This window comes from Idiomarina seosinensis, assembly GCF_003987275.1.
In the GTDB taxonomy this organism is placed as follows: Bacteria; Pseudomonadota; Gammaproteobacteria; order Enterobacterales; family Alteromonadaceae; genus Idiomarina; species Idiomarina seosinensis.
Genome location: NZ_PIQF01000002.1, coordinates 326,930 through 353,676 on the forward strand (window position 1 = coordinate 326,930; position 26,747 = coordinate 353,676).

Here is a 26,747-nt window from a genome sequence, read left to right on the forward strand (position 1 = left end):
TACCTGAGTAAAACTTGACTAATTTACTAGGTTATAGTCTACCGTATGTTAGTCTCGCTGGCTAGTCGCCTTGATTATAGATAACTGCCCAGCCATGCACCGCTGTAGCGCCCGCTTTTTTTAAGGCCGAGGCCGCAGCGCCCATCGTTGCGCCGGAGCTAATCACATCATCGAGTACAGCCACTACCTTGTCCTTAACGTTCAATCGACAAAATTGACTGCCACGAGCGGCTTGCAATCGTTCAGCACGAGTCTGGCCTTTTTGGACCGGTAAGGGCCTAATAACCCTTAATACTCCGGCATAATATGGAACGCCAAGTAGCTCGCTCACTTTCTTTGCAATATATCCGGTATGGTGGAAGCCGCGCTGCTGCCAGCGGGAACGAATCACTGGCATGGCAACAATACAGTCGGGCAAGTCCAGTCGGTGTTCCCGATAGCAGCAAACTAGATGCCCCGCTAAGCAATGAGCTAAACATACCGATAGTTCAGTTTGGCCGAGCTCTTTATAGCGATAGATTAGCGCTTTACTGAACTGATTCCAGCGGAAACAGGCAAACCAGTAGTCACAAATTAGCACGCCATCAACCTGAGCTCCTGTCTCTGAGGCTAAGTGCAAACAACAGCGAGGGAACCAACGGGGGATTGCTTGAGAGCAGTCTGCGCAAATACCCAGTTCGTTAACGGTTGTTAACCTGCAAAGTAAGCAATAATTGGCATTAAAAGCATTGGCTAAATGCCGCAATCTGGTTAGCATAAAGCTCCCTAAGCTAGCGAGTGGACAAACTATAGTGAGTATTTGGCAACAAACACAAGGTAACGGGTCTGATATCGTCGTGCTACATGGCTGGGGAATGAATGCTAATGTATGGACCCCGTTAATTCCTGAGCTGGCTCAGCATCATCGTATTACAGTTATCGACCTCCCAGGTTTTGGTGATAGTAACCAAGAGATATTAAGCGACAACCTAGGGGAAGTGAGTGCCCACATAGTAAAGCAGCTACCGGCTAAGTTTCATCTTCTCGGCTGGTCGCTCGGTGGACTTATTGCAACCGAAATAGCATTGAACTATCCGCACCGAGTGCAAACGCTTGCAACCGTTGCATCGTCACCGCACTTTATCGAAGCACCGAAATGGCCCGGCATTAAGCCGGTGTTAATACGTCAATTCCACCAACAAATAGAGCAAGATTTTGCCAAAACTATTGAACGATTTTTGGCGGTCCAGGCTATGGGAAGTCCACAAGCGAAAGAACAGATTAAGCAAGTCAAACGTTGGGTCTTCGACAAACCGCTGGGTAATCCCGAAAGTTTGAAAAATGGCTTAACTATTTTAGAAACGGCTGACCTGAGAGAGCGCTTAGAAGACATCACCTGCCCTTTTACGCGCTTTTATGGTCGCCTCGATACGTTGGTACCCGCTAAAGCTATACCGCTAGTCAATCGCTTAGCGCCAAGCTCCAGCCAATATTTGTTTGAACACTGCGCGCACACTCCTTTTGTTTCAGCCAGCCAGTCTTTCGCCGACAACTATCGGCAGTTTGTCCAGCGCCACGACTAAACTAGCGCTGGCAATGAGTGCAATAAACCGTACTACGTTGCCCCAGCCTAATTTCTTTAAGTTGTCCGTGACACTGCCGGCAGCGCTTGCCGCCACGCCCATAGACCAATAATTTCTGTGCAAAATAACCCGGCGCGCCATCAACATTAGTAAAATCACGTAATGTAGTACCGCCTTGCTGAATCGCATCAGCGAGGGTTTCTTTAATCAGTGGCACCAGCTCTTGAAAACGCTTTTTACTGACTTTTCCAGCTTGCCGTTTAGGATTGATGCCCGCCTTAAACAAAGCTTCATTCGCGTAAATATTCCCAACCCCGACAACCACTCGATTATCCATAATAAACGTTTTTATCGACTGAGTACGTCCTCGTGAACAGTTATGAAGGTAGTCTCCAGTAAAAGCATCGGTTAACGGTTCGGGACCCAGGTGGGCTAATAATTTATGATGATCGACCGTTTCGTCGGTATACAACAACGCGCCAAATCGTCTCGGATCATTAAGCCGCAACACCTGACCGTGTTCAAACTCAATTTCAATATGGTCGTGCTTTTTCAATGACGTTGTTTTAGGGACGACTCTAAGCGCCCCCGACATACCTAAATGCAAGATCAAGGTGCCAACCGCTGTTTCCAGTAACAAATATTTTGCCCGCCGAGTAACCCGCTGCAATTGATAACCTTCGACCCGCTTAACCTGATCAGGCACAGGCCAGCGCAGCCGTGAGTCATGAACTCGCAATTGACTAATCACTTTGCCTTCAATATGAGGGCTAATGCCCAGGCGACTTACTTCAACTTCCGGTAACTCTGGCATAACTTTAACGACCTACCAATTGTTCAATTGTAACCCCGACCGGCTCAAACACTTTATCTTGCTGAGGCAGCCTTAGTAACAGCTGGGGCTCAAGGAAAAGCTCGAGACGAGCGTGTTGGTTATCTGCAAAATTAAGATATACGTCAACCAGCTTATTTTCGGGCTGCCTATCGGTTGCTTTAATTTTTAAATTCTGCCAGCTTGAGGCGAGCGCATTAGCTTGTTGAGCTGACAATGAACAAGGAGCCGCGCACCGCCAGCCAGCGTCGGTTTTTTCTATAGTCTGGTCATCAATTAAAATTGAATCCAGCACACTGCTATTAGGCAGCAACATTACCGCATTATCACCTGCGTCTTCCTTAAACGTACGTTCAGAGCTCGGCGCCGAAAACCAAAGCAACACCATCAATAGCAATACCGCATATACCAATACATTATTCCAACCACGCTTGGACAGGGTAATGCCAAACACGGTACGTTTCTCTTCTCGTCTCATTTTTATACCCATAAAGCGCTTGTCGATATGCTAAGAATACCCTATATTCCTGCTGCCGTGACAACCATTTAATAAACGAGTTTGGATGCCCTTGGAAGCTCACCTGGAAGACATCTTAAATAATCTAAGTCAGCAAGGCTACTGCGTTGTGCCAGGCTTTCTTAACGGCGATTTATCTCAGCAGCTTTATCAACACGCGGTGGAAATTCCCAGCCAGTTCTGGAATACCGCAGCTATTGGTCGAGCGCAGCAACAAACCATTAATACTATGGTTCGAACTGACCGAATCTACTGGTTATCACTGCATCAACCGATACAAAAGCTATATCTGAATATTATGGAGTCCTTACGCACTGCGATAAATAGAGATTTATTTCTTGGGCTTTTTGACTATGAATGTCACTTTGCACATTATCCCGATGGTGCCTTTTACAAGAAACATTTAGATGCCTTTAAAGGCCGCAGTAATCGAAAACTAACGACGGTATTATATTTAAATGATGGCTGGCTAGATGAGCACGGCGGGCAGCTGGTCATATACGGGAAGCGTGGGGAAGTACTAGAAACAGTCAAACCCGAGCGGGGCACATTAGTGGTTTTCTTAAGTGATAAATTTGTCCATGAAGTATTACCTTCGCGCCGAGACAGGTTGAGTATTACTGGTTGGTTTCGGCTTAACTCTAGTTTATCGGGCGTTATCGATCCGCCCCGTTAAGCTTTTTCCAGACATAAAAAAACCGGCTAATAGCCGGCTTTTTATCAGCATGAAATCAATTACTTGATTTTTGCTTCTTTGAAGATCACGTGTTTACGAACCACTGGATCGAACTTTTTGATCTCCATCTTTTCTGGCATGGTGCGCTTATTTTTGTCTGTAGTATAGAAGTAACCTGTACCAGCAGATGACACCAAACGAATCTTATCGCGCATAATATCTTTTCCTTACACCTTGATACCACGGCCGCGGAGATCCGCTAATACCGAGTCGATACCGTTTTTATCAATGATACGCATACCTTTAGTAGAAATGCGTAATTTAACCCAACGCTTCTCAGTTTCTACCCAAAAGCGGTGTGTTTGTAAGTTTGGTAGAAAGCGACGCTTAGTCGCATTGCGTGCGTGCGAGCGGTTGTTACCGACTATCGGACGCTTACCTGTAACCTGGCATACTTGTGACATGTCTTTACTCCAAAATTGCTGCAAGCTCGCCTGTCGCCCAACGTGACCTTGCCTAGAAATCCGAGGGCGCATTTTATACAGCAAACAGGCCCGCTAATCAAGCTAAAACGGCGGTTTTTTGATCTTTCCCGATCATTCGCGCCGAATTCTACGCTAAATCGTCACGTTCTTCCAGCACTTTCGGTGTTTCGATTAAAGCTTCCTATAATAGCCCTCGTTCAGCAAATGAGACCGGGTCACCACTGCCGATAACAAAATGATCGAGTAACGCTACATCAACCAAATTCAAAGCCTTTTTAAGGCGCTCGGTGACCCTCTGATCGGCTTGGCTAGGCTCAGCGACTCCGGACGGATGGTTGTGGGCTAAAATAACCGCTGCAGCGTTGTGCTGCATCACCATTTTCAGCACTTCCCTAGGATAAACCGGGGCTGCATTAATAGTGCCCTGAAATAGCTCCTCATAACGCAGCAGACGATGTTGACTGTCTAATAGCAATACCACAAAGACTTCGCGCGACTGATGGCGTAGCTGAGTTGTAAGGTAGTCTTTTACCATCCTCGGTTCAGTAAACCCATCGTTACGTTTTAACTGCCATTTTAGGTAACGCTTCGATAATTCCAGTACAACTTGCAGTTGCGTTACACGTGCTGGCCCGATCCCGGGGAATGCTAACAATCGATTAGGGTCCGCGCAAAGCAACGGCCCGATACCTTCGAATTCATTAAGCAGTTGCCGCGAATAAGAAACAACGTCTTGTCCTTGCCGCCCGCTACCTAACAAAATAGCCACAAGTTCCGCGTCAGTTAACGCAGTCGCGCCATCAGACTGAAGTTTTTCGCGCGGCCGTTCGGTCGCCGGCCATTCTTTAATTTTCATTAGTCCGCCTGCTGCCATGGAGGTACCGCCAGTATAGTCTGCTACTACCCTGTCAGCAGTGACCATGTTATCTTTACAACTCTTTACCAACCCAACTTGATGGAAGGCATCCATGCAACCATTGCTGAATAAAAACGTGGTTTTAGGTGTTTCCGGAGGAATAGCCGCCTACAAAACGCCAGACTTAGTAAGGCGTTTAAAAGAGGCCGGTGCCGACGTAAGAGTCGTTCTTACCCGTGGCGGAGAAGCTTTCGTAACCCCACTAAGCTTACAAGCGGTGTCTGCTAATCCGGTCAGTACAGACTTACTGGATCCGACAGCAGAAGCAGCAATGGGTCACATCGAGTTAGCAAAATGGGCGGATATTATTTTAGTAGCCCCTGCCAGCGCGAATATTATTGCGCGGCTCGCCAACGGTTTGGCAGACGATTTACTCACCACACTCGTATTAGCAACCACCGCCAAGGTTGCGATTGCCCCAGCGATGAATCAGCAGATGTGGGCGGCCAGTGTGGTGCAGGAAAATACTCAGCGTTTAGCAACACGAGGGGTGAATATTTTAGGCCCCGCTAGCGGCTCTCAGGCGTGCGGTGACGTCGGTGAAGGTCGCATGTGTGAACCGACAGACTTAAGAGATCAGCTCATCAACTTATTCGAGCAGCAAAGTCATGCCCAACATCAAAAGCTTTGGAATAATGCCCGAATCACTATAACTGCCGGCCCTACGCGCGAAGCGATAGATCCGGTGCGCTATATTAGCAATCATAGTTCCGGCAAGATGGGCTATGCACTCGCCGCTGCAGCTGCGCGAACGGGCGCTCAGGTGACACTTATTTCCGGCCCAGTTAGCCTTGAACCACCGGCTGGAGTCACCCTAATAGCGGTAGAAACAGCGGAACAAATGCTGGCTGCGACTGAGGAAACAGCGATGGATGTGTTTATCGGCTGTGCCGCAGTTTCCGATTATCGCCCTGCCGAAGTCGCCTCGCAGAAGATAAAGAAAGAACAACAGCAAGGCGCCCCGTCACTGTCATTAATAAAAAACCCAGATGTTTTAAAAACAATCGCGACCAGCAAGCAGCCTCCGTTTTGCATTGGCTTCGCCGCTGAGACCAACAACTTGCGCGAGCATGCATTGGCTAAACTAGACGCCAAAAAATTAAAGCTTATCGTAGCTAATGACGTCAGTGATAAGACAATTGGCTTTAACAGCGAACAAAACGCAGTAACTGTTTATTGGCAAGACGGCAAAAAAGCATTTTCCGCACAAAATAAAACTTCCTTAGCCGAAGCCTTAAACCAATTATTTGCAGAGCACTTTTTTAACGAGAATAAATGAGGATACGAAACCCATGACCTCGGTCGAAATAAAAATACTAGACGCCAAAGTTGGCACCGAGATACCACTGCCAGAGTACGCCACTGCTGGCTCCGCGGGTATGGATTTACGCGCTTGTTTGGATCAGCCTTTAACCGTAGCTCCTGGCGAGTCAGTGTTAGTCGGTACCGGTATTGCCATGTATATCGGCGACCCCAGTCTCGCAGCAACTCTGCTGCCACGTTCAGGACTCGGCCACAAAAAAGGTATCGTACTTGGAAATCTGGTTGGCCTGATCGATTCCGATTACCAAGGGGAACTCAAAATTTCTGTCTGGAACAGAAGTCAGCAAAACTACACCATTGAACCCGGTGAACGAATCGCACAACTGGTTATTGTACCGGTGGTTCAGGCGCAACTAGAAGTGGTCGAACACTTTACCGAAACGGAACGCGGCAGTGGCGGCTTTGGTCACTCTGGCTCGAAGTAATTATTAATCGAACATAACGAGGATCTACGATGGCACAACAGAAGCGCAATCGTCGTGAAGAAATTTTGCAAGCTTTAGCGGCAATGCTAGAAACCAGTCCCGGCCAACGCATTACTACCGCCAAGTTAGCCGCTAACCTTGGCGTCTCAGAGGCGGCGCTTTATCGCCACTTCCCGTCAAAAGCGCGGATGTTTGAAGGTCTTATCGAGTTCGTCGAAGATACCTTGTTAACCCGTATCAATCGGATTATGAGCGAAGAGAAAGACACGATGGTGCGCTGTCAGGCAATTCTTCAACTGCTGCTGACCTTCGCTGAGAGAAATCCGGGCATTACTCGGGTTATGACCGGCGACGCACTAATGGGCGAGCATGACCGCTTACGCGCTAGAATGGATGACCTATTTAACCGTATTGAAGCACAACTGAAACAAGTACTGCGGGAAAAAGCGATACGAGAGCAGCAGCCGTTCACCGTTGATGAGGGAATATTGGCAAACCTATTATTAAGTTTTGCTGACGGAAAAATTTCTCAGTTCGTTCGTTCTAACTTTAAACGCCTACCGACTGAACACTTTAGCGAACAGTGGCAGGCGATACAGCAACAACTCGCAGCCAGCTAAAAGACTGGAGTCATTAATCCGACTCTGTTTTGCGTGTACGACTGAGTAAATCAATCGCCGCCTGGCGCGGCGCTTTACCGTCGTACAGCACAGCATAAATTTGCTCGCAAATAGGCATTTCTACATTAGCTCTATTGGCTAACGCTACAACTTCCCGCGTGTTTCTATAACCTTCAACGGCCTGCCCAATTGAATCTAACGCTTGCTCTACCGACTTACCCTGTCCCAAAGCCAAACCAAAACGCCGATTTCGCGATTGGTTGTCAGTACAGGTCAAGATTAAGTCGCCCAACCCGGCCATACCGGTGAAGGTTTCGCTTTTGGCGCCTAGAGTGAGACCAAGTCGGGTAAGCTCCGCCAACCCACGGGTAATTAGCGCGGTGCGGGCATTAGCGCCAAAACCAATACCATCAGCCATACCGGCTCCGATGGCGATAACATTTTTTACCACGCCACCGAGCTGAACACCGATAAAGTCTTCGTTGGTATAAACCCGAAACGAACGCTCACAGTGAAGCATTTCAGAAAGCTGCTGGACGAAGTCTTCATCAGTTGATGACATTGAGATAGCTGTCGGCAAACCTTTTGCCATCTCTAACGCAAATGTAGGCCCTGATAATACAGCCAATGGGTGATCCTGACCTAGCACATCTTCTGCAACTTCATACAGCAAACGTCCCGTTTCAGGCTCTAACCCTTTGGTAGCCCAAGCGACCCTAGCTTGTTTCGAAAGCATAGGTTTTATTTGCTTTAACATGTCTGCAAACGCGTGGCTGGGCACAACAACCAACACATTTTCCACGCCATGAACGGCCTGTTCCAGATTATCGGTTACTTGTATAGACTCAGGAAAAGGGCAATCAGGGAGGTAGTGAGCGTTTTCATGAGCTTCACGCATTGCCGCTACTTGTACAGGATCTCTACCCCATAAAGTGGTGGTAATACCTTTGCGGGCAAAACAAATAGCAAGGGCGGTCCCGTAAGAGCCCGCCCCTAATATCGCTACGGATGCTTTTTTCATAAAAAGCCTGTCGCGTAGGTACGCTTACGCGTCCGCTTGCTGCTGGTTTTGCTCAGTCTGCTGTTGCATATGGCGAGCAAAAATTGCGTCAAAGTTAACCGGTGCTAAGTTCAGCTGTGGGAACGTTGCGCGATTGACCATGTTAGCCACACACTCACGAGCATATGGGAATAAAATGTTCGGGCAGAACGAACCAAGCATGTGCGCCAATTGGTTATCCTGGACTTCTTCACCAATTGTGAAAATGCCGGCTTGATGCACTTCGCATAAGAAAGCAACTTCTTCTTCTACTTTGTTCGTTGCAGTCAACGTCAAGATCACTTCATAAACGCCGTCTTCAATTTTTTCGTGTTTTACATTCAAGTCCAACTTAAGGTCTGGCTTCCACTCTTTGCGGAAGATTGACGGTGAGTTTGGTGCTTCAAATGAAACGTCTTTTGTATAAATACGTTGAATGGCAAACTGCACTTGTGATTGTTGTTCGTTCTCGGCAGCTGCGCCATTTGTTTGCTGTTCTTCAGCCATGATGTTACTTCCTATTACTAATTAACTAATGAGTCTGTGGGTACTTTTCGAGACGAAACTGTACCTAATTTTTTTAACAAAAACTACTTACCAGATGCTACCGGCAGTTTGTCATTGCGCCAACCATTCATGCCTCCGGCGAGCACGGCTACTTGATCAAAGCCTTGCTGCGTCAGCTGATGTGCTGCTCCGCGGGCGGTTGTTCCTGTCTGACACACTACTACAATGGGGGCGTCTTTATATTTTTCAATTGCGTCGACACTTTTTTGCTTTATTTGGCTTGCCGGCAATGATTGAGCCCCATGAATATGTGCTTTTTTGAAATCATCCTGGTTGCGTATGTCGACGAACACGCCATTTTCGCGATTAACCCAGACAGTCGCCTGGTGCGCGGAAAGGTCTTTTACTGGTGATGCCTTGGAGCGGATCCAGGTAACAATCAGGGCGATTAAGAGCACCACCCAAAGGCCACTCATAAAAGCATTCTGACGAGCGAATTCGAGAATTTCCTGCATATCAGTCACTGCTCTATTTATAAAAAAGTCTAAAACGAATTAAGCCACAGAGTATACCTGCACAAATTTCAGTTGCCAGTAAAATCTTAAACGGATGCGGAACGGACTAAAATCACGTAAACTAAAAGCATTGTTAGTACTTATCAGCTATAACCGTTTAACTAAGATGGGTGTTGTTCATGAGCCAAGGAAAAAAGCCGTTAGTTTTAATGATTTTAGATGGTTGGGGTCACCGCGAAAACGCGCCTGACAATGCAATTGCAGCCGCTAATACACCTATAATGGATGAGCTTTGGAACAACTATCCACATTGCTTAGTGGACGGCTCTGGAGCGGCTGTTGGCCTGCCGAAAGGTCAAATGGGTAACTCAGAAGTTGGTCACGTTAACTTGGGAGCCGGCCGAGTTGTCTATCAGGACTTTACCCGCATATCTAAAAGCATTCAGGACAGAGACTTCTTTAGCAACCCGGTTTTGGTCAAAACCTTAGACAATGCCCAGCAGCAAAACGGAGCAGTTCATATCATGGGGCTCCTCTCTGCCGGCGGGGTTCATAGCCACGAAGATCATATGCTGGCTATGGTAGAAATGGCCGCGCAAAAAGGCGCTCGTGAAATTTATGTACACGCTTTTCTGGACGGTCGTGATACCCCTCCCAAATCAGCACGACCTTCGATACAGCGTTTCGATGCTCTGTTTGAACGTTTAGGTGTGGGCCGATTCGCATCGTTAAGTGGTCGGTTTTTTGCTATGGATCGCGACAATCGCTGGGAACGCATTGAACAAGCGTTTAATGCCATCTACCACGGCCGCGGTTCGCACCATGCGGTGAACGCACTAGAGGCCCTTGAGACCGCATACGAAAAAGGTGAGACGGACGAATTTGTCGTTCCTGTCACGATCGGTAAACCCGTCGCCATAAAGGACGGCGATGCAGTATTCTTTATGAACTTTCGCGCCGACCGTGCACGTGAAATGACTCGTGCATTTACCGACCAACAGCTGGACACCTTTGAGCGTGGTCAACGCAGAACGCTGGCTGGTTTTGTCATGCTCACCGAATATTCTGACGAGTTGCAATGCGACTGTGCATTCCCGCCAGAAAAGCTGGACAATGTTTTTGGTGAGTGGTTAGCGAAAAATAATAAGACTCAACTGCGTATTTCTGAAACAGAAAAATACGCCCACGTTACCTTCTTCTTTAGTGGTGGCAGAGAGCAAGAGTTTGACGGTGAGAAACGGGTACTAATCCCGTCACCTAAAGTCAAAACTTACGACTTACAACCAGAAATGAGCTCCGAAGAACTCACTGATGCGCTGATCAAAGCGATTGAAGATGGTGAATTCGACACCATTATTTGTAACTATCCAAACGGAGATATGGTTGGACATACCGGCAACTTCGATGCAGCAGTAAAGGCCTGCGAAGCAGTTGATAAGTCAGTAGGAAGAGTGGTTGACGCGTTACAAAAAGTCGGTGGTGAGTGTTTGATAACGGCTGATCACGGTAATGCAGAGCAAATGAGTGATGCTGCAACCGGCCAGGCTCATACTGCTCACACAAATGAGTTGGTACCCTTTATATATGTTGGTCGTGACGCTGAGCCACGCGACGGTATTCTATCGGATGTCGCACCGACAATGCTGCACCTGATGGGATTAGAGCAACCATCGGAGATGACTGGTAAGTCTCTGATGCAATTAAAAACGCAGTAATTGCAGATGACCCGTGGTGCATTCTCACTGTTACTGTTGGTCACCGGTGTTGTGTGGGTTAGCATCACCGGTCTACCGACGGCTTATGCACAACAGGCAAGCGCCGCTGATAAAGCCGAAAAACAGGCACAGCTAGAGGCGATTCAGCAAAAAATCGCCTCTCGGCTGGAGGCTTTAGAGCAGCGCCAACAGCGTTTAACTAAGACCGAACAGAGGCTAAGGGAACTTGAGCAAAAGACCGCTAGCCTGGCAACAGACCTCCGAAATACTCGCCAACAACAGCAGCAACTGGAACAGCGTATTGACGCTAATAAGCAGCGGCAACAACAGTTACAGGCCAAGCAGCAGCAACAATTAAAATGGCTGCAGAAACAGCTTGTCAGTGCTTACACCAATGGCCAGCATGACTTTTTAAAACTATTACTCAACCAGCAAGATCCGGCTAAGCTAGAGCGAATGCTTAGTTATTACCAGTACTTTAATCAAGCCAGGGTTGAGCAGATAGAACAAATCAAAGAGCTCGCTAGAGAACTGACTGCGCTAGAGCAGCAGTTGCTGCGCCAGGATGACCAGCTTAACGCGTTGCGAGAGCAGCAGCAGCGTCAACGTCAGCTACTTACAGACCAGAAACATGAGCAAGAACAATTAATAGCAGATTTACAGCGACAGCAACGGAGCGATCAAGCACGGCTCGAAGATCTTGAGCAAAGCCGCGAGCAGTTAGAGCAAGTTATAGCAACCATTGAGCAGGCGTTACAGGCTGATGTGCGGCTGGTCGGCCTCAAACCGGTCAAAAAGCAACTGACCTGGCCGACGGACGGTCGAGTGAAGAAGATTTTTGGTCAGTCCCGGGAGGGGCCGCTTCGTTGGAAGGGCATATTAATAGAAGGCGACAATGGTCAATCCGTTAGGGCCATTGCTGACGGCCGGATCCTTTTTGCAGACTGGTTGCGCGGCTTTGGGCTGGTAACGGTTATCGACCACGGAGAGGGCTATATGAGCCTTTATGGTCATAACCAAACGTTAATTAAGGCGGTTGGCGAAGAAGTTAAGATGGGTGAAGAAATTGCGCTGATGGGCCAAAGTGGCGCACGCTCTCGTGCATCCTTATACTTTGAAATTCGCTACCAGGGAACACCGCAAAACCCGACACAATGGATTAATTAAGCCAATGCGAATATTCAACTGCATGGTTATTTTGATAGTGGTGGCAATGTTATCTCCGGCCACCGCCGCAAACCAACAACGACCACAAATTGCCATTATTATTGACGATATTGGTAATAGCAGAAGCGACCTTAAGGCTGCCATGCTGCCGGGTAAACTGACGTTCGCAGTGCTTCCTTTCACGCCTTACGCCAGAGCATTCGCGTTGCGTGCGCACCATCAGGACAAACAAGTGATGTTGCACGTGCCGATGCAGGCCATCGAAGGTAATAAGCTGGGTCCGGGTGCTCTCACAACGCTAATGAGCACCAGCCAGATAAAGCTTGAGTTACAGCGTTCTCTGGATGCAATCCCGTACGTTGCCGGTATTAATAACCATATGGGAAGTTACTTTACTCAGGTTGAACAACCAATGCAGGCAGTCATGGAGACTTTACAAAATCGACGCCTGTTTTACGTTGATAGCCGCACTTCGGAGTTCAGTGTTGCTGAGCGTGTTGCCAGTCGTTATGGTGTCCCTGTAGCTCATCGGCATGTGTTTCTGGACAATCAAACCGATCATCGCTATTTAGAGCAACAATGGCAACAATTGATTCATTTGGCTAGAAAACAAGGCCAGGCAATCGGTATTGGTCACCCTTATCCAGAAACTTTAGCCTTTCTGAAAAAGTCATTAGCAACCATCGACACGCTTGGAATAGAACTGGTTTACGCTTCCCAAATCGTGGCCACAAAGCCTTCCAGCCTACCCAGTCAACTGCTCAAGACGAGTGAGTAGAATTAAAGCTTGTCCACGATCATCACCGCAAACTGAATAGTCAGCATCGAATTGCTGGCAGACCTGAGGTCGATCGGGGTGACCAAATAACTGGCATAAATTATTCTCGTCTAACTGCACGCAGCGTTCTCCAGCAGCCTTACCATTAGGCATTCCCGGAATAGGTGAACTAATGGAAGGGGCAATACAACAAGCACCACAGCCTGCTCGACATTGCATAAAACCTCCTTAAGCAGAAACAAAAAAGGCGTTGCCAAGCAACGCCTTTCTCAATCATTGAATCAGTTTATGCCATGACATTACGCAGTTTTTTCATCGCGTTTTGCTCTAACTGACGCACGCGCTCCGCAGATACCTGATACCTGGCTGCTAAGTCATGCAGTGTGGCTTTACTCTCCGATAGCCAGCGTGACTGAACGATATCCTGACTACGGTCATCCAACTCTTTCATTGCTGTCAGCAACTTCTGCTGTGTATGAGCTTCGTAATCTTCTGCTTCAATTTCTTCGGCCAAATCCGAACGTTTATCTTCCAGATACATGGCTGGACTATAGGTGCTACCTTCTTTAGAGTCATCGTCATCAGAACTCAACTCAAATGCTTGGTCGTGGGCGCTCATGCGCGCTTCCATTTCCATTACTTCTTTGGTGGTCACACCTAATTCGTCGGCCACCGTCTGTACTTCTTTCTGGCTAAACCAGCCCAAGCGCTTTTTCATTTTCCGCAAATTAAAAAACAGTTTACGCTGGGCCTTAGTGGTAGCAACTTTTACTACCCGCCAGTTACGCAATACATATTCGTGTATTTCCGCTTTTATCCAATGCACTGCAAATGACACCAAGCGCACACCGACTTCTGGATTAAAGCGTTTTACCGCTTTCATCAAACCGATATTACCTTCCTGAATCAGATCGGCTTGCGGCAGACCATAACCGGAATAGCCTCGGGCAATATGCACAACAAAACGCAGGTGCGACATGATCAGACCCCGTGCGGAATCTAGATCGCCTTCATCCTGCAATTGAGTTGCCAGTTCTTTTTCTCGTTCCGCAGTCAACATTGGAATGCGGTTAACAGCCTGAATATAACCGTCAAGACCGCCCCCTTGTGGGACTGACAACGCCATGGTTTGTAATTCAGTGCTCATCGATAACCTCTATGCTACAAGACTTTGGTATACATCACTTTACCTGTCTTTTATGACCTTTTTTTGACAGCAAAGTTCCTGCATAAATCGGTTGCTGCCCTAGTTTCAGGCAAAAAATAAGTATATCTAAGATCTATACGATCGCAACCCTATTGTGGTTCAATACTTTTAATATGCCGACGCACAGCAATGTAGGAGCCCGCTAAACCTAAAACAATGGCAATTAACCAGATAGCCAGCATTTCGTTAAAATTGAGTCCGGCTAATTGAAACTGCGTTTCGTAAAGGTCGGTAACCGCGACTACGGACGATTCTATCCACCATATCAGCAGAGCCGTCGCAAACCACGCTAAAATACCGCCAATAAAACCATACCACACGCCAGTATATAGAAACGGCCGCTGAATAAAGGCATTCGTCGCCCCAACCAACTTCATCACAATAATTTCTTCGCGTTGACTTAAAATATTTAGGCGAATCGTGTTACCAACAATCAATACCACCGACAAGCACAACAAAAACGCCAGACCACCCAAAATATCCTTCGCCAAATCCAACAACGCTTGTAGTCGCTCCAACCATTCAACATCCAGTTTACCAAAGTCTACTTCGCGGGCTTGCTCCAACTCTGACAGTAATCTCTTTGCCGCCTGCGGAGAGCGAAAGCCCTCGGCAGGAATCACCAACAACACATCGGGCAACGGGTTTTCCTCAAGGTAATCGAGCGTTTCGCCGAACCCCGACAACTGACGAAAATCTTTTAGGCCCTGCTCTTTAGATATCAGCGTTACCTCATCTATTTCCGGCTTTAAAGACCATTGTGTCTTTAGTGTATCAATAGCCTGAGTATTAATATCTTTGCGCAGGAATAATGACATCTGCGAAGCTTGTTGCCACTCACCCGAGATCGTAGCGGTATTCTTAACTAACACATAGAGTGCTGAAGGCAGCGTCAAACTCAAGCCTAGTACGGCCATTGTCAGCAAACTAGCAAAGGGATTACGCCAAAGTTCACCTAAACTCGCCACCGCTTGCTGCAAATGATGAACCGGCAACATGATTAAACGGCGAAACCAAGGCAGCTTATGCCGTTTCCGCGCCCCGGCTTCAGTCTCCCTGTTGCGGAACAGCAAACTCATAACGCTTGTTCCTCTTCTAACCCATCATTAATCAAACGCCCTTCTTTTAAGGTCAGCGTACGGTACTTAAGTCGTGCAATAAGTCCGAGGTCATGGGTCGCAATAAGTACTGCCACCCCGACTTTGTTAAATGACTCAAATAACCGGATTATTTCCATCGATAGTTTGGGATCAAGATTACCAGTTGGCTCATCGGCCAACAACAGCGGCGGCTTATTGACAATAGCACGGGCAATGCCAACGCGCTGTTGCTCACCGCCGGACAACATTTGCGGGTAATGCCGGTATTTATCACCAAGTCCAACTTTCTCTAACGCTGCTAAAACGCGTTTGCGTGCTTCCTGCACACTGTAGCCCTCAATCACCAGCGGCAACGCCACATTATCAAACACCGATTTATCCATCAGCAACCGATGGTCCTGAAATATCATACCAATGTCACGGCGCACAAAAGGTATCTGAGACGGCTTTATCTTGCGCAGATCGTTACCGTTTATCATCACCCGTCCTGCAGTGGGTCGCTCCATAATGCTAATCAGTTTTAGCAGGGTACTCTTACCCGCACCGGAATGGCCTGTCAAAAATGCCATCTCGCCCGGCTGAATATGAAAATCAACCTGGCTCAGGGCTTGATGTCCACCTGGATAAGTTTTGCTAACCTGATCAAATCGAATCATTCTGTTTCCGTTTCAATATCGGATAATGATTCCAGCTTACGGTCAAACAGCGCACCAATAAAGTCTTTCGCAACAAAAGGCCGTAAATCTTCTAACTGCTCGCCAACACCGATGTAACGAATGGGTATCGAGAACTGGTCGGCAACAGCAAATATCACGCCGCCCTTGGCGGTACCATCAAGCTTGGTCATAACAATGCCCGAAACACCGACTGCTTCGGTGAACAGCTTTGCCTGACTGATAGCATTTTGTCCGGTACCCGCATCGAGCGTTAACATCACTTCGTGTGGCGCTTTAGGGTCAAGCTTTTTCATTACCCTTACAATTTTTACCAATTCTTCCATCAAATTAGCTTTGTTTTGTAAGCGCCCGGCTGTATCAGCAATCAACACGTCAATTTTTCTAGCCTTGGCCGCTTGCAAAGCGTCAAACAGTACCGAAGCGCTATCCGAACCGGTCTGCTGAGCAATTACCGGAATATTATTGCGTTCTCCCCAAATTTCTAATTGCTCGACCGCTGCTGCCCGAAAGGTATCGCCGGCGGCTAACATTACCGACTTGCCTTCCTGTTTAAATTGCTTTGCCAACTTACCAATAGTGGTTGTTTTGCCAACCCCGTTAACCCCGGTCATTAAAATGACAAACGGACTATCTGATTGCGGGATCTCTAATGGCTTATCAACCGGAGCCAGAATTTCAGCCAGTTGCTCTTGCAGTAATTCGTACAGCGCTTCGGCATCGTTAAGCTGCTTCCGATCGGCCTGTTTGACCAGGTTATCAATAATTCTGGAGGTGGTAGCAACACCAAGATCCGCCATTAATAACTGAGTTTCTAGCTCTTCAAACAGGTCGTCATCAATTTTCTTGCCACGAAAAACACCGAACAAGCCCGAGCCAATGCTGCCTGAGGTTTTTTTCAACCCACTGGTCAGGCGCTGCCAAAAGCCTTTTTTCTCAGGTTTCTCCACGACTTCTGCTGGTTCTTCTGCTGTGTCTTGCTTTGGTGCCGAGCTGTTAGCTGCTGACTCTGCCGTCACTTGAGCACAGTCTTCAGCGGCCGACGGTAAGTCCTTACTCACCTCAGTTGCTGACGGTTGCTCAGTGTCTGCGGACTCAACTTTGTCTTCATGCTGCTTAGTAGTTTCTACATCTTTTTCTTCTTCATGCTTTTTCTTTTTAAAAAGCGAAAATAACGAACCCTTTGCCATATTGGTTAACCTTGGAACTAATGGTCACTAGTGAGTAAACTATACACTAAGTTTACCACGCTCTTTCCAAACTGACGATGGAGCATGATTGATAAGGAACATTAGTTTGAAGAAAGGACAAGGGCAATTCAGAGTTATTGCCGGGCAATGGCGAAGCCGCAAGTTTGCTGTCGCTGATAGAGAAGGTTTGCGACCGACCACAGATCGTGTCCGCGAGACTTTATTTAATTGGCTACAGTTCGATATCCCAGATGCAACGGTGTTGGATCTGTTTGCCGGGAGTGGCAGCCTTGGATTTGAAGCTGCCTCCCGCGGCGCTCGACAGGTTATTCTAATAGAAAAAGACAAGCATGCGGCGTTACAAATTAGCGAGAATATGTCACGGCTAGGTAGCGACTCATTAAGTTTGATTGAAGCGGACGCACTGCAAATTTTGGCGCAACCGCAGCGATTACCCAGCGCAATCGATGTGATTTTTGTCGACCCGCCTTTTCATCAGGGGCTAGCTGACCAAGCTCTTAAAATTTTACAAAGCGCCAGCTTCGTGACCGAGCAAAGCTTGGTTTACCTGGAGGTTGAGCAACAGGCAACACTTGAATTAGCTCCACACTGGGATATCCTGCGCGAGAAAAAGCACGGCGCGGTGCGTTTTTTATTACTTCAACGGAAGACTTAAAAATGAAGATTGTAATTAACTTAGGGAAACTGGTATTTGCCATTATATGGCTGGCACTGTTCGCAGTACTCGCTGGCCTGTTAGGCGATCTGGATACACAAACTTACGGTCTGGTTGCTCTACTTCTGGCTATTATGGTGATCATGCACCTATTATTACTCGGCTTATTTGTCGCTATGATGAAGCCGCACATGCTGTGGAAGCGCGGCGACAGCTGGCAAATTCTGGCGTTCGGTATTTTTGCCTGGTTAGCTATTTTTAAACGGACCAACGAGCACAATCAGGCTAACTAATCTCGTCTATCTCGAGCCCCAGGCTCGAGACTCCCTCGTCTTTGACCATCATACGTACTTGTTTAATCAACGGCGGAGAAACTTCCGGTTGTGACAATAAAAAGTTAATCATCGCTTGCTGCATGGCAAGTTCGTATTGATAAAGTTCATGCTCTGCGACGTACTGCTGGAGCTCTGCGGCGGGTACTTGCTCTGCATCATTTAGCTCAATAAACTTAACCACGCATGCCTCAGAGACTTTTGCCACATCCGTCAGGTTATCCGGGGCTTTATCGATCAGGCCCTGCAACATAGTGCTAATTGCGGTACAGGCATCCATTGCCGGATAGACTCCCAGCATGTCATGGCCGTACTCACTGGGCGTTACATCATCGACCTTTTCTTGCCAGCGGCTGTAATTGACTTTGCTTTTACCGCCTTGCAGCAAGTCATCCCAGCACGCGTTAAGCGCCCCGCGTAATGGTTTACTGTCGCCAAACGCCGTTATTTGATGAAAAAACTGATAGTTTGGCAGCATCCGCTCGCACAAATAGAGCGCGAGTACAATTTGTTGTTGCCAGCTGAGTGATTGAACTTGTTGAGAGGTATCCACTGGTTTTAAGTCGCAAAAATGTCGGCGTCGCTGTTAAAGGTTTTAAACTCTAACGCATTACCGCAATAATCGTAGAAAAACATCGTGCCCTGCTCGCCGGGTTTCCCCTTAAAGCGAATGTAGGGCTCAATAGCAAATTCAACGCCAGCTGCACGCACTCGCTCAGCCAACTGTTCCCAGTCATCACGTAGTAATACCACACCAAAATGAGGAACCGGAACACTGTGACCATCGACACCGTTGTGGTTTTTCATACCAGCAACGTCAGGAGCCAAGTGAGTGACAAATTGGTGTCCAAAGAAATTCCAATCGATCCAGTGGTCGCTACTACGACCAGACTCTAATCCAAGAATTTCGCCATAAAAACGACGTGCGTTTTCCAACGAACTTACAGGAATTGCAAGGTGAAAGGGACGTACTGCAGTCATTACCGTCCTCTATTATTAATGGCTTAAGTGTGTAGCGGAGCTAGAATTCCCAGCAGCGGTTTGAGGTGAACGCTTCCACATTCTTACCGCAATCCCGGTCATCAGTAGAATCCAGTTTAACGGGGGCACAAAGCCTGCTGTTAACACCGCTAATAAATTCCAAAGTGGCTTTTGCTGATACTGTCCTACCAATCCGTAGAACAACAACGCAGCTACGAGTCCCTGTAGTACCAGTAGGCTCAATAGCATAAGTTTATCCTTTTTGCTGTTTCTGTTTGTATCGTTTTTTCTTGTAATTGTGTCAGCTAAACGCTGATACAGTAAGACTACTCAATTATGACTAAACTGTAAAACTTTGTATAACTTTATGATTTATAAGGAAAAAAGCCGACCCTTTGGCCGGCTTTTTGAATCCTTTAACGTTAGCTTAATCGCAGTTGTCGATTAAAACGCCGATAACGCGCGATCCAGGTCCGCCTTAAGATCGTCAAGATCTTCAATACCAACAGACACCCGCACGAAGTTATCCAGGATACCCAGCTTTTCACGATTCTCTTTCGGTACTGACGCATGTGTCATAATTGCCGGGTGTTCAATCAGCGACTCAACACCACCCAAGCTTTCAGCCAAGGCAAACACTTCAACTGTTTCCAGGAAGGTGCGTGCTGCTTCCAGATCGCCTTTCAACAGAATAGAGATCATGCCGCCAAAACCCTGCATCTGCCGTTTAGCGAGCTCATGTTGTGGATGGCTTGGCAGTCCGGGATAGATAACTTTTTCGACCTTTGGATGTTCTTCTAACCATTGCGCCAGCTCCAACGCAGCCTCGTTATGGTGACGCATCCGCAATGCCAACGTTTTAACACCGCGCAATGCCAGATAAGAGTCAAAAGGACTCGCTACTGCACCCACCGAATTCTGTAAGAACAACATCTGTTCAACCAACTCATCGTTATCACCAACCACAGCAATACCACCAACCATATCAGAATGGCCGTTAAGGTATTTGGTCGCTGAATGCATAACCATATCAGCCCCTAACTCCAATGGACGCTGGTTATACGGTGTAGCAAAGGTGTTATCGACGACGACTATGATGTCTGGGTTTTTTGATTTAGCCAGTTTAACGATCGCTTCAATATCGACCAGCTTCATCATTGGGTTACTGGGAGTCTCCACCCAAATCATCCGGGTTTCCGCTTTAATTGATTGCTCAACCGCGTCTAAATCGGCCAAATCAACATAAGAGAACTGCAGACCCGCAGAGCGCCCACGCACTTTATCAAATAATCGGAAACTACCGCCGTATAAGTCATCCATAGCGACAACATGATCGCCGCTATCCAGTAATTCTAAAATAGTCGATGTAGCTGCCATGCCTGAGGCAAAGGCTAAGCCCTGCTTGCCGCCTTCTAAGCTCGCTACTGCGCGTTCCCAGGCAAAGCGAGTTGGATTGTGCGAGCGCGAATACTCAAAGCCCTTGTGTTGACCCGGGCTCTCCTGAGCATAGGTTGAACTGGTAAAGATCGGGGGCATTACCGCGCCAGTTACCGGCTCTGGTGCTTGTCCACCATGTATTGCCTTTGTCGCAAATTTCATTGTCTTTTGGTTCGCCATGTTCAACCTCTTTTACAGCAAATTGTTTTCGCGCATCCAGTCGTCATTAAACAACTTGGATAAGTAACGGTTACCGGTATCACACGCCAGCGTAACCACACGTTTTTTCTCAGTCTGATCCTGGCAGTAACGCAGTGCAGCAGCAATTAAGGTGCCGCTCGATGAACCGACCATAATGCCTTCTTTCTCTAATACCTGACGCGCCATCTGCATGCCGTCCTTATCAGAAATAGCGTAGGCTTTATTGGCAATACTAATGTCACAAGTATCCGGGACAAAATCCTCACCAATACCTTCGGCTAGCCAGCTGCCGGCTTCGACTTCTTCACCCCGGTTTACCAATGGCTCCAGAATCGATCCCGTCGGATCCGCCAGCACCATATCAATATCGGCTTTTTGTTCACGCAAGTAGCGACCAACACCAGTCAGCGTCCCGCCTGAACCGACACCACAAACAAACGCATCGACATCGCCTTCCATCTGTTGCCAAATTTCAGGGCCGGTTGTTTTGTAATGAGCCGCAATATTTGCTGGGTTCGCAAACTGATTAACGTAAAACCAGCCATTTTCTTTGGCCATTCGTGCAGCCATATCCTGGTAATATTCAGGGTGTCCTTTTTGCACATCAGAACGAGTCTGAACAACTTCGGCACCCATTGCCCGCAGGTTATTCACTTTTTCCTGACTCATTTTATCTGGCATGACGATTTTCAGTGGGTAACCTTTTGTTGCAGCTACTAAAGCCAAACCTAAACCCGTATTACCTGCTGTAGCCTCAATAATGGTATCGCCTTGCTTGAGCTTACCTTCACGCTCAGCGGCATCAATCATTTCTACGGCTATACGGTCTTTTACAGAGCCACCCGGGTTTTGTAATTCCAGTTTTAAATAGAGTTCACATGGGCCTGTGTCCAGGTTGTTAACCCGAACCATAGGAGTATTGCCTACCATTTCCAGAGCATTATCAAAAACTTTCATAATCGGTCGCTTTTTACTTGAGTGTCTGATTGAATTAACACCATTATCCCTATACTTTGCCGACATAACAACCACGAGCTTAGAATGGTTTGCTTGACGTTATAACGGTCACTAACGATGGAGAGATGTTTTGAATCGTTTAGATTTACGCAGCGATACGGTAACTCAGCCAACAGCTGGCATGCGCGCGGCAATGGCTAACGCCGGTGTCGGCGACGATGTCTATGGTGAAGACCCCAGTATTATTGCTTTAGAGCAGCGCGTGGCCCAACTACTGGGCAAAGAGTCGGCATTGCTTTGCAGTTCGGGTACCCAGAGCAATTTGTGTGGGCTGTTAAGCCACTGTCGTAACGGCGAAGAATATATTGTCGGACAGGAATACCACACCTATCGCTACGAAGCCGGAGGCGCCGCCGTTGTCGGTGGCATCGTGCCACAACCGCTAGAAGTGCAGGCAGACGGGACGCTTGACCTTGAGCTGTTAGTCAGCCGCATTAAACCCGATGATCCGCACTTCCCAATTACCCGCTTGCTGGCCTTTGAGAACACCCATGCTGGGCAAGCCATTGATCCGGACTATTTTCAAACCGCCCGCCGTATTGCAGATCAACACAGCCTATCGATGCATTTAGATGGCGCGCGACTGGCAAATGCAGCGGTCGCTTCCAACCGCAGTATGCTTGAGTTAGCCGCCCCTTTTGATAGCGTCTCGATATGCTGCTCCAAAGGTTTAGGCGCCCCTGTCGGTTCTTTGTTGGCAGGCTCTGGCGAGCTGATCGGCCGTGCCCGACGTTGGCGTAAAATGCTGGGCGGCGGCATGCGTCAGGCTGGCATCATTGCGGCTGGGATAGATTACGCCCTGACACATCACTATGCTGGACTACAGCAAGACCATGAAAATGCTCAATGGCTTGCTTCTGCTCTTAAATCCATTAGCAATAACAACAATGTAGAAGTTTCCAACGCTCAGACGAATATGGTTTATGTTCAATTTGATACTGCAGACACTGGTCGTAAGCTACAGCAGTTTATGGCGGAGCAACAAATTATTGTTCCCGCTGGTAAAAAAATAAGACTCGTCACACACTTAGACGTGAGTCGCCAGCAGCTTGAACATTTTGCCGAGCTGTTTGCACATTTTTTACACAAGTTTGTCAGCAAATTTTAATCTTTATAGCTATGCTCTTTATTAGCAGTACATTATGAACAACAAGAGGATTCAATCATGAGTAAGTCATTTAAACCTATTATCGCCTCCGTCGGCACCGCATTTGCAATTGGCGCATCCATGCCTGCCGTTAGTGCCAGCGACAATCCGTTTGCATCGGTTGAGTTAGCGTCAGGCTACGAGACTAGCATAGCTCAGGAAGGTAAATGTGGGGGCGATAAGAAAGAAGAAAAGTCAGAGAAGTCCATGAAAGAAGGTAAGTGTGGTGAAGGCAAATGTGGCGAAGGTATGATGTCTGAGAAAGCCCACGAAGCCAAACATGCGGCAGAAGAAAAAGCCAAAGAAGGTAAGTGCGGCGAAGGCAAATGTGGCGAAGGTATGATGTCTGAGAAAGCCAAAGAAGCTAAGCACCAGGCAGAAGAGAAAGCCAAAGAAGGCAAGTGTGGCGAAGGCAAATGTGGTGAAGCTATGATGTCCAAAAAAGCCAAAGAAGCTAAAGAAGCCAAGGACAAAGCGGAGCAGAAAGCCGAAGAAGGTAAGTGTGGCGGAGCAGCTTGATATACGAGGCGTAGGGCTAGGCTACCGTCGTTCAATGTACCAGGAGCTGGTCGAAAACGATCAGCTCTCTTTGGACTTTCTAGAAGTAGCGCCCGAAAACTGGATGAACGCGGGGCCTCGCCACCAACATCAGTTGCGCGAGTTAACCGAGCGTTTTCCATTTTCAACACACGGCCTCTCACTGTCGATTGGAAGCCCGGTTCCCCTCGATATTGAGTTTGTTCAGCGGGTTAAAGCGTTTCTCGATGAACACCAAATCGATACCTACACCGAGCATCTGAGTTTCTGCTCAGATGAAGGTCATTTATATGACTTACTGCCAATTCCTTTTACCGAACAAGCAGTCGACTATGTCAGCGAGCGGATCCGCAGAGTCAGTGATGTCCTTGAACGGCGTATTGCTCTTGAAAATGTGTCATTTTACGCCATGCCGCCCGGAGAGATGAGCGAACTTGATTTCATTAACTCGGTATTGGAAAAAGCCGATTGCGACCTGCTACTTGATGTCAATAACGTCTACGTCAATAGCGTTAATCACGGTTACGACCCGCTACATTTTATTAATCAATTACCAAGTGAACGTATTCGGTACCTGCATATTGCCGGCCACTATCAACAGGACTCTGACCTGATTATTGATACTCATGGGGCGGATGTTATCGACCCCGTTTGGGAACTCCTAAAAGCAACATATTCACGCCATGGCCAGCGGCCAACTTTATTAGAGCGCGACTTTAATATTCCATCGCTGGCAACGCTGGATAATGAACTCTCTAAGATCCGTCAACTGAAATCACAGGCGGCAATAGCTCCTGCTCAAACGAGTCTGGTATGAAGCAACCGCCAACCCACGAATTCGATGAAGTACAGCGCGCCTTTACCAACTACGTGCGCGATCCTGACTCCCATGCTATCGAGGAAAACCATTTAGCGGGCATCGAACCCCGCCGGCTGGAGGTTTATAAAGAGCTGTTTTTTAACAACCTGCACAGTTTTACCCGAACTGCGTTCCCGGTGGCTTACTCGATTATGGGTAAGGAGTGGTGGTCACAGGCGGTAAGAATATTTTTACAGGAACATCGATGCCACAGCCCCTATTTTAACGAGATCGCCGGCGAGTTTTTAGGTTTTCTGCGCGAGCGGCAACAGCCGATTGGTGATACACCAGACTTTTTACCAGAACTCATGCATTACGAATGGGTGGAATTGGCATTGGATAACGTACCTACTGATACCAATAAATTAGCAGCGACTCTAAGCGACGATCTGGTGAGCGGAAAACCTGTCATTTCACCGGCCGCATGGTTACTGAGTTATGAATACCCCGTTTACGAAATAACGGTTGATAACCAGCCCTCACCAGAACAGAAAAAACCAACCATTGTGCTGGTCTTTCGTAAGCCCGACTTCAGTATCGGCTTTCGCCTACTGACGCCTGTATTTGCAATGCTTTGGCAAGCACTGCTAGACACTGAGGTAAAATCCGGCAAAGAGGCTATTGCCGCAGTCGCAAAACAGCTTCAAGTTGAATGCAATCCTCAATTCGTTAACCACGCCAGCGATGCACTAACCGAGTTGATGGAATGGGGCGCCATTCTTGGTGCCGAGTCGGAAAACTCATAAAGACTGTACCTGCTGAATCAACTGGTCGAGCGCGCGGTAGCCCATTGCTTCTGCTAAGTGCTTTTTCGCAACAATTGGCGACTGTTCTAGATCGGCTACGGTCCGGGCTAAACGCAGCGTGCGATGGTAAGCCCTATGCGATAGCTTTAATTTTTCTATCGCTGCAATTAGAAACTCGTGATCCTGATCGGTCAGCTGGCAATAACCGAGCAAGTCCTTGGCTTTCAGTTCGCTATTTAGGCAGCCTTGTCGTTGATGCTGGCGTTGGTGCGCGCTCTCGACCTGAGCCCTTAGCTCGGCGCTGGTTAATCCCTCTTTAACCGTTTTTTGCTGACGTAAACTGTTGGTCTCTCTGGGTACCGACACCTGGATATCGATGCGATCTAACAGTGGCCCCGAGAGTTTGTTTAAATAGTTAATAATTTGGTCGGGCGTTGAACGACAGCTTGCCAGTGAACCATCAAACTGCCCGCAGGGAGATGGGTTAAGCGCGCACACCAGCTGGAAGTTAGCTGGAAACTGGACTTGATGAGCAGCACGGCTGATCGTTACCTGGCCACTCTCCAGCGGTTCCCGTAAAGAGTCTAAAACGTGACGAGAGAATTCGGGAAGTTCGTCGAGGAATAAAATCGATTCGTGAGCCAAACTGATCTCCCCGGGTTTTGGCGGCGAGCCCCCACCAACTAGTGCCGCGGCAGAACAAGAATGATGGGGATTTCTGAAATCCCGGCGACGCCAGTCTTGTTGTTGCTGAGCAACCTGGGCAATCGAGTGAATTGAAGCCAGCTCCAGTGCTTGCGACTCGGTGAGAACAGGCATTAGCCCGAGTAGTCGCTGTGCGAGCATCGTTTTCCCGGTCCCCGGGGGACCAACAAAAAGAATATGGTGGCGCCCCGCCGCGGCCAGTAATAACGCTCGTTTTGCCTGTTGTTGGCCCATTACATCGGCAATGTCACCAATATCCGGCTGTTGATATTCCTGCCACGCGAGGCTTTTGGTTTTTCGTAATTGCTGATGTTGATGCAAGTGCTCAAAAATACTGACTAAATCCGGCACCAACCAGGAAATCTGATGGTTAATCAACGACGCTTCCTGCTCGTTTTTTAAGGGAATAAACGCCTGCCTCTTAGCCTTGCGGCACGCTAGCAAAGCGGGAACCAAGCCCGTCACTGGTAACAATTCAGCATTTAACGCAAGTTCACCATAAAATTCGGTATCTTTTATTACGGTATCGGAAATTTGCCCGGAGGCAACCAAAATGCCAATCGCAATAGCCAGTTCATACCGAGCCCCCTGCTTCGGTACATCGGCGGGCGATAAATTGACTGTAATTTTAGTCGCGGGAGGAAATTCCAAGCCGGCATTGGTTAACGCCGCTTTTACCCGATCTTTAGCCTCGCGGATAGTCGCGGTCGGCAGACCAACAATCGCGAAACCTGGTAGCCCTCGAGCCAGGTCAACTTCTACGCGGATTTCCGGTGCCTCGATACCCATACTCGCGCGGGTAAAAACGGTTGCTAAAGCCATAACCACTCTCTGTGCAAAGCTTCAATTATAAACCCGGGC

The 26,747-nt window shown here is 47.9% G+C and carries 33 protein-coding genes; 14 read left to right on the plus strand and 19 right to left on the minus strand.

Features of this window, described 5'->3' with window-relative positions:
* Positions 1–61: 61 nt before the first annotated feature.
* A complete protein-coding gene (locus CWI81_RS07880; RefSeq protein WP_126784759.1) occupies positions 62–757 on the minus strand; it encodes a ComF family protein in 696 nt (231 codons plus the stop codon).
* Between the two features lie 34 nt (positions 758–791).
* Here CWI81_RS07880 and bioH point away from each other — a divergent pair, with 34 nt between their 5' ends.
* Positions 792–1,562 carry a pimeloyl-ACP methyl ester esterase BioH gene (bioH, locus tag CWI81_RS07885; RefSeq protein ID WP_126784760.1) on the plus strand — a complete coding sequence of 257 codons (771 nt, stop codon included), beginning with the start codon at positions 792–794 and terminating at the stop codon, positions 1,560–1,562.
* 1 nt (position 1,563) lies between these two features.
* On the opposite strand, the gene mutM is transcribed toward bioH, so the two are convergent.
* Positions 1,564–2,376, minus strand: a complete 813-nt coding sequence (gene mutM, locus CWI81_RS07890; RefSeq protein WP_126784761.1) for a bifunctional DNA-formamidopyrimidine glycosylase/DNA-(apurinic or apyrimidinic site) lyase — start codon at positions 2,374–2,376, stop codon at positions 1,564–1,566.
* Positions 2,377–2,380: 4 nt separating this feature from the next.
* Positions 2,381–2,872, minus strand: coding sequence for a hypothetical protein (locus CWI81_RS07895; protein WP_126784762.1), 492 nt, complete (start codon positions 2,870–2,872; stop codon positions 2,381–2,383).
* An 85-nt stretch (positions 2,873–2,957) separates the two neighbouring features.
* Here CWI81_RS07895 and CWI81_RS07900 point away from each other — a divergent pair, with 85 nt between their 5' ends.
* Positions 2,958–3,587 (plus strand): 2OG-Fe(II) oxygenase, encoded by a 630-nt coding sequence (locus CWI81_RS07900; protein ID WP_126784763.1) that lies wholly within the window; start codon positions 2,958–2,960, stop codon positions 3,585–3,587.
* A 59-nt stretch (positions 3,588–3,646) separates the two neighbouring features.
* Here the strand turns inward: CWI81_RS07900 and rpmG are convergent, their stop codons facing one another.
* From rpmG to radC, 3 genes are all read right to left on the minus strand, one after another.
* Positions 3,647–3,802 carry a 50S ribosomal protein L33 gene (rpmG, locus tag CWI81_RS07905; RefSeq protein WP_006953863.1) on the minus strand — a complete coding sequence of 52 codons (156 nt, stop codon included), beginning with the start codon at positions 3,800–3,802 and terminating at the stop codon, positions 3,647–3,649.
* Positions 3,803–3,814: 12 nt separating this feature from the next.
* A complete protein-coding gene (gene rpmB, locus CWI81_RS07910; protein WP_126784764.1) occupies positions 3,815–4,051 on the minus strand; it encodes a 50S ribosomal protein L28 in 237 nt (78 codons plus the stop codon).
* A gap of 202 nt (positions 4,052–4,253) precedes the next feature.
* Positions 4,254–4,928, minus strand: a complete 675-nt coding sequence (radC, locus tag CWI81_RS07915; protein WP_126784765.1) for a RadC family protein — start codon at positions 4,926–4,928, stop codon at positions 4,254–4,256.
* A gap of 112 nt (positions 4,929–5,040) precedes the next feature.
* Between radC and coaBC the strand changes: the two genes are divergently transcribed.
* From coaBC to slmA, 3 genes are read left to right on the plus strand one after another with little or no spacing between them, the layout of a single operon-like run.
* Positions 5,041–6,267, plus strand: a complete 1,227-nt coding sequence (gene coaBC, locus CWI81_RS07920) for a bifunctional phosphopantothenoylcysteine decarboxylase/phosphopantothenate--cysteine ligase CoaBC (RefSeq protein WP_126784766.1) — start codon at positions 5,041–5,043, stop codon at positions 6,265–6,267.
* A gap of 13 nt (positions 6,268–6,280) precedes the next feature.
* Positions 6,281–6,736 carry a dUTP diphosphatase gene (gene dut / locus CWI81_RS07925; RefSeq protein ID WP_126784767.1) on the plus strand — a complete coding sequence of 152 codons (456 nt, stop codon included), beginning with the start codon at positions 6,281–6,283 and terminating at the stop codon, positions 6,734–6,736.
* Positions 6,737–6,765: 29 nt separating this feature from the next.
* Positions 6,766–7,356, plus strand: a complete 591-nt coding sequence (gene slmA / locus CWI81_RS07930) for a nucleoid occlusion factor SlmA (RefSeq protein ID WP_126784768.1) — start codon at positions 6,766–6,768, stop codon at positions 7,354–7,356.
* 13 nt (positions 7,357–7,369) lie between these two features.
* Here the strand turns inward: slmA and gpsA are convergent, their stop codons facing one another.
* The 3 genes from gpsA to CWI81_RS07945 all read right to left on the minus strand — a co-directional run bounded on the left by gpsA (position 7,370) and on the right by CWI81_RS07945 (position 9,417).
* Entirely contained in the window at positions 7,370–8,377 is a 1,008-nt protein-coding gene (gpsA, locus tag CWI81_RS07935) for an NAD(P)H-dependent glycerol-3-phosphate dehydrogenase (RefSeq protein ID WP_126784769.1), read from the minus strand.
* 24 nt (positions 8,378–8,401) lie between these two features.
* A complete protein-coding gene (gene secB / locus CWI81_RS07940; protein WP_126784770.1) occupies positions 8,402–8,902 on the minus strand; it encodes a protein-export chaperone SecB in 501 nt (166 codons plus the stop codon).
* A gap of 83 nt (positions 8,903–8,985) precedes the next feature.
* Positions 8,986–9,417, minus strand: coding sequence for a rhodanese-like domain-containing protein (locus CWI81_RS07945; protein WP_126784771.1), 432 nt, complete (start codon positions 9,415–9,417; stop codon positions 8,986–8,988).
* Positions 9,418–9,596: 179 nt separating this feature from the next.
* Here CWI81_RS07945 and gpmI point away from each other — a divergent pair, with 179 nt between their 5' ends.
* The 3 genes from gpmI to CWI81_RS07960 are packed head-to-tail and all read left to right on the plus strand — an operon-like array spanning position 9,597 to position 13,077.
* Positions 9,597–11,132 (plus strand): 2,3-bisphosphoglycerate-independent phosphoglycerate mutase, encoded by a 1,536-nt coding sequence (gene gpmI / locus CWI81_RS07950; protein WP_126784772.1) that lies wholly within the window; start codon positions 9,597–9,599, stop codon positions 11,130–11,132.
* 6 nt (positions 11,133–11,138) lie between these two features.
* The gene (locus CWI81_RS07955) at positions 11,139–12,299 is read left to right on the plus strand and encodes a murein hydrolase activator EnvC family protein (RefSeq protein WP_126784773.1); all 1,161 of its coding nucleotides are present in this window, start codon (positions 11,139–11,141) and stop codon (positions 12,297–12,299) included.
* Between the two features lie 4 nt (positions 12,300–12,303).
* A complete protein-coding gene (locus tag CWI81_RS07960) occupies positions 12,304–13,077 on the plus strand; it encodes a divergent polysaccharide deacetylase family protein (protein WP_241970389.1) in 774 nt (257 codons plus the stop codon).
* Here the strand turns inward: CWI81_RS07960 and CWI81_RS07965 are convergent.
* From CWI81_RS07965 to ftsY, 5 genes are all read right to left on the minus strand, one after another.
* Positions 13,045–13,296, minus strand: a complete 252-nt coding sequence (locus CWI81_RS07965; RefSeq protein ID WP_126784774.1) for a YkgJ family cysteine cluster protein — start codon at positions 13,294–13,296, stop codon at positions 13,045–13,047. The two genes, CWI81_RS07960 and CWI81_RS07965, sit on opposite strands and share 33 nt — an antisense overlap.
* Before the next feature lie 67 nt (positions 13,297–13,363).
* Entirely contained in the window at positions 13,364–14,224 is an 861-nt protein-coding gene (rpoH, locus tag CWI81_RS07970) for an RNA polymerase sigma factor RpoH (RefSeq protein WP_126784775.1), read from the minus strand.
* Positions 14,225–14,373: 149 nt separating this feature from the next.
* Positions 14,374–15,363 (minus strand): permease-like cell division protein FtsX, encoded by a 990-nt coding sequence (ftsX, locus tag CWI81_RS07975; protein WP_126784776.1) that lies wholly within the window; start codon positions 15,361–15,363, stop codon positions 14,374–14,376.
* Positions 15,360–16,040 carry a cell division ATP-binding protein FtsE gene (ftsE, locus tag CWI81_RS07980; protein ID WP_126784777.1) on the minus strand — a complete coding sequence of 227 codons (681 nt, stop codon included), beginning with the start codon at positions 16,038–16,040 and terminating at the stop codon, positions 15,360–15,362. The genes ftsX and ftsE overlap by 4 nt, the downstream gene beginning before the upstream one ends.
* Positions 16,037–17,248, minus strand: coding sequence for a signal recognition particle-docking protein FtsY (ftsY, locus tag CWI81_RS07985; RefSeq protein WP_126784778.1), 1,212 nt, complete (start codon positions 17,246–17,248; stop codon positions 16,037–16,039). The genes ftsE and ftsY overlap by 4 nt, the downstream gene beginning before the upstream one ends.
* 106 nt (positions 17,249–17,354) lie before the next feature.
* On the opposite strand from ftsY, the gene rsmD reads away from it, so the two are divergent.
* Positions 17,355–17,924: a 16S rRNA (guanine(966)-N(2))-methyltransferase RsmD gene (rsmD, locus tag CWI81_RS07990; protein ID WP_241970390.1), complete on the plus strand. Its 570-nt coding sequence runs from the start codon at positions 17,355–17,357 to the stop codon at positions 17,922–17,924.
* 2 nt (positions 17,925–17,926) lie between these two features.
* Complete coding sequence (locus CWI81_RS07995) at positions 17,927–18,217, plus strand: DUF1145 domain-containing protein (RefSeq protein ID WP_126784779.1); 291 nt, start codon at positions 17,927–17,929, stop codon at positions 18,215–18,217.
* Here CWI81_RS07995 and CWI81_RS08000 read toward each other — a convergent pair.
* The 4 genes from CWI81_RS08000 to CWI81_RS08020 form a co-directional block, all read right to left on the minus strand.
* Complete coding sequence (locus tag CWI81_RS08000) at positions 18,210–18,809, minus strand: YjaG family protein (protein ID WP_126784780.1); 600 nt, start codon at positions 18,807–18,809, stop codon at positions 18,210–18,212. The genes CWI81_RS07995 and CWI81_RS08000 overlap by 8 nt on opposite strands.
* Positions 18,810–18,814: 5 nt before the next feature.
* Positions 18,815–19,237, minus strand: a complete 423-nt coding sequence (locus tag CWI81_RS08005) for a VOC family protein (protein ID WP_126784781.1) — start codon at positions 19,235–19,237, stop codon at positions 18,815–18,817.
* A gap of 444 nt (positions 19,238–19,681) precedes the next feature.
* Positions 19,682–20,854: a cystathionine gamma-synthase gene (locus CWI81_RS08015; protein ID WP_126784783.1), complete on the minus strand. Its 1,173-nt coding sequence runs from the start codon at positions 20,852–20,854 to the stop codon at positions 19,682–19,684.
* Between the two features lie 12 nt (positions 20,855–20,866).
* The gene (locus CWI81_RS08020; protein WP_126784784.1) at positions 20,867–21,832 is read right to left on the minus strand and encodes a PLP-dependent cysteine synthase family protein; all 966 of its coding nucleotides are present in this window, start codon (positions 21,830–21,832) and stop codon (positions 20,867–20,869) included.
* Between the two features lie 181 nt (positions 21,833–22,013).
* Here CWI81_RS08020 and ltaE point away from each other — a divergent pair, with 181 nt between their 5' ends.
* From ltaE to CWI81_RS08040, 4 genes are read left to right on the plus strand one after another with little or no spacing between them, the layout of a single operon-like run.
* Positions 22,014–23,000 (plus strand): low-specificity L-threonine aldolase, encoded by a 987-nt coding sequence (gene ltaE / locus CWI81_RS08025; protein ID WP_198678667.1) that lies wholly within the window; start codon positions 22,014–22,016, stop codon positions 22,998–23,000.
* Between the two features lie 57 nt (positions 23,001–23,057).
* On the plus strand, positions 23,058–23,558 hold the full coding sequence (locus tag CWI81_RS08030; protein WP_126784786.1) for an HvfA family oxazolone/thioamide-modified RiPP metallophore: 501 nt from the start codon (positions 23,058–23,060) through the stop codon (positions 23,556–23,558).
* On the plus strand, positions 23,542–24,393 hold the full coding sequence (locus CWI81_RS08035; protein ID WP_276567843.1) for an HvfB family MNIO-type RiPP peptide maturase: 852 nt from the start codon (positions 23,542–23,544) through the stop codon (positions 24,391–24,393). Before CWI81_RS08030 ends, CWI81_RS08035 begins: the two co-directional genes overlap by 17 nt.
* Positions 24,390–25,181 (plus strand): HvfC family RiPP maturation protein, encoded by a 792-nt coding sequence (locus tag CWI81_RS08040; protein ID WP_126784787.1) that lies wholly within the window; start codon positions 24,390–24,392, stop codon positions 25,179–25,181. Before CWI81_RS08035 ends, CWI81_RS08040 begins: the two co-directional genes overlap by 4 nt.
* Here the strand turns inward: CWI81_RS08040 and CWI81_RS08045 are convergent.
* Positions 25,176–26,708, minus strand: a complete 1,533-nt coding sequence (locus tag CWI81_RS08045; protein ID WP_126784788.1) for a YifB family Mg chelatase-like AAA ATPase — start codon at positions 26,706–26,708, stop codon at positions 25,176–25,178. The two genes, CWI81_RS08040 and CWI81_RS08045, sit on opposite strands and share 6 nt — an antisense overlap.
* Positions 26,709–26,747: the final 39 nt, after the last annotated feature.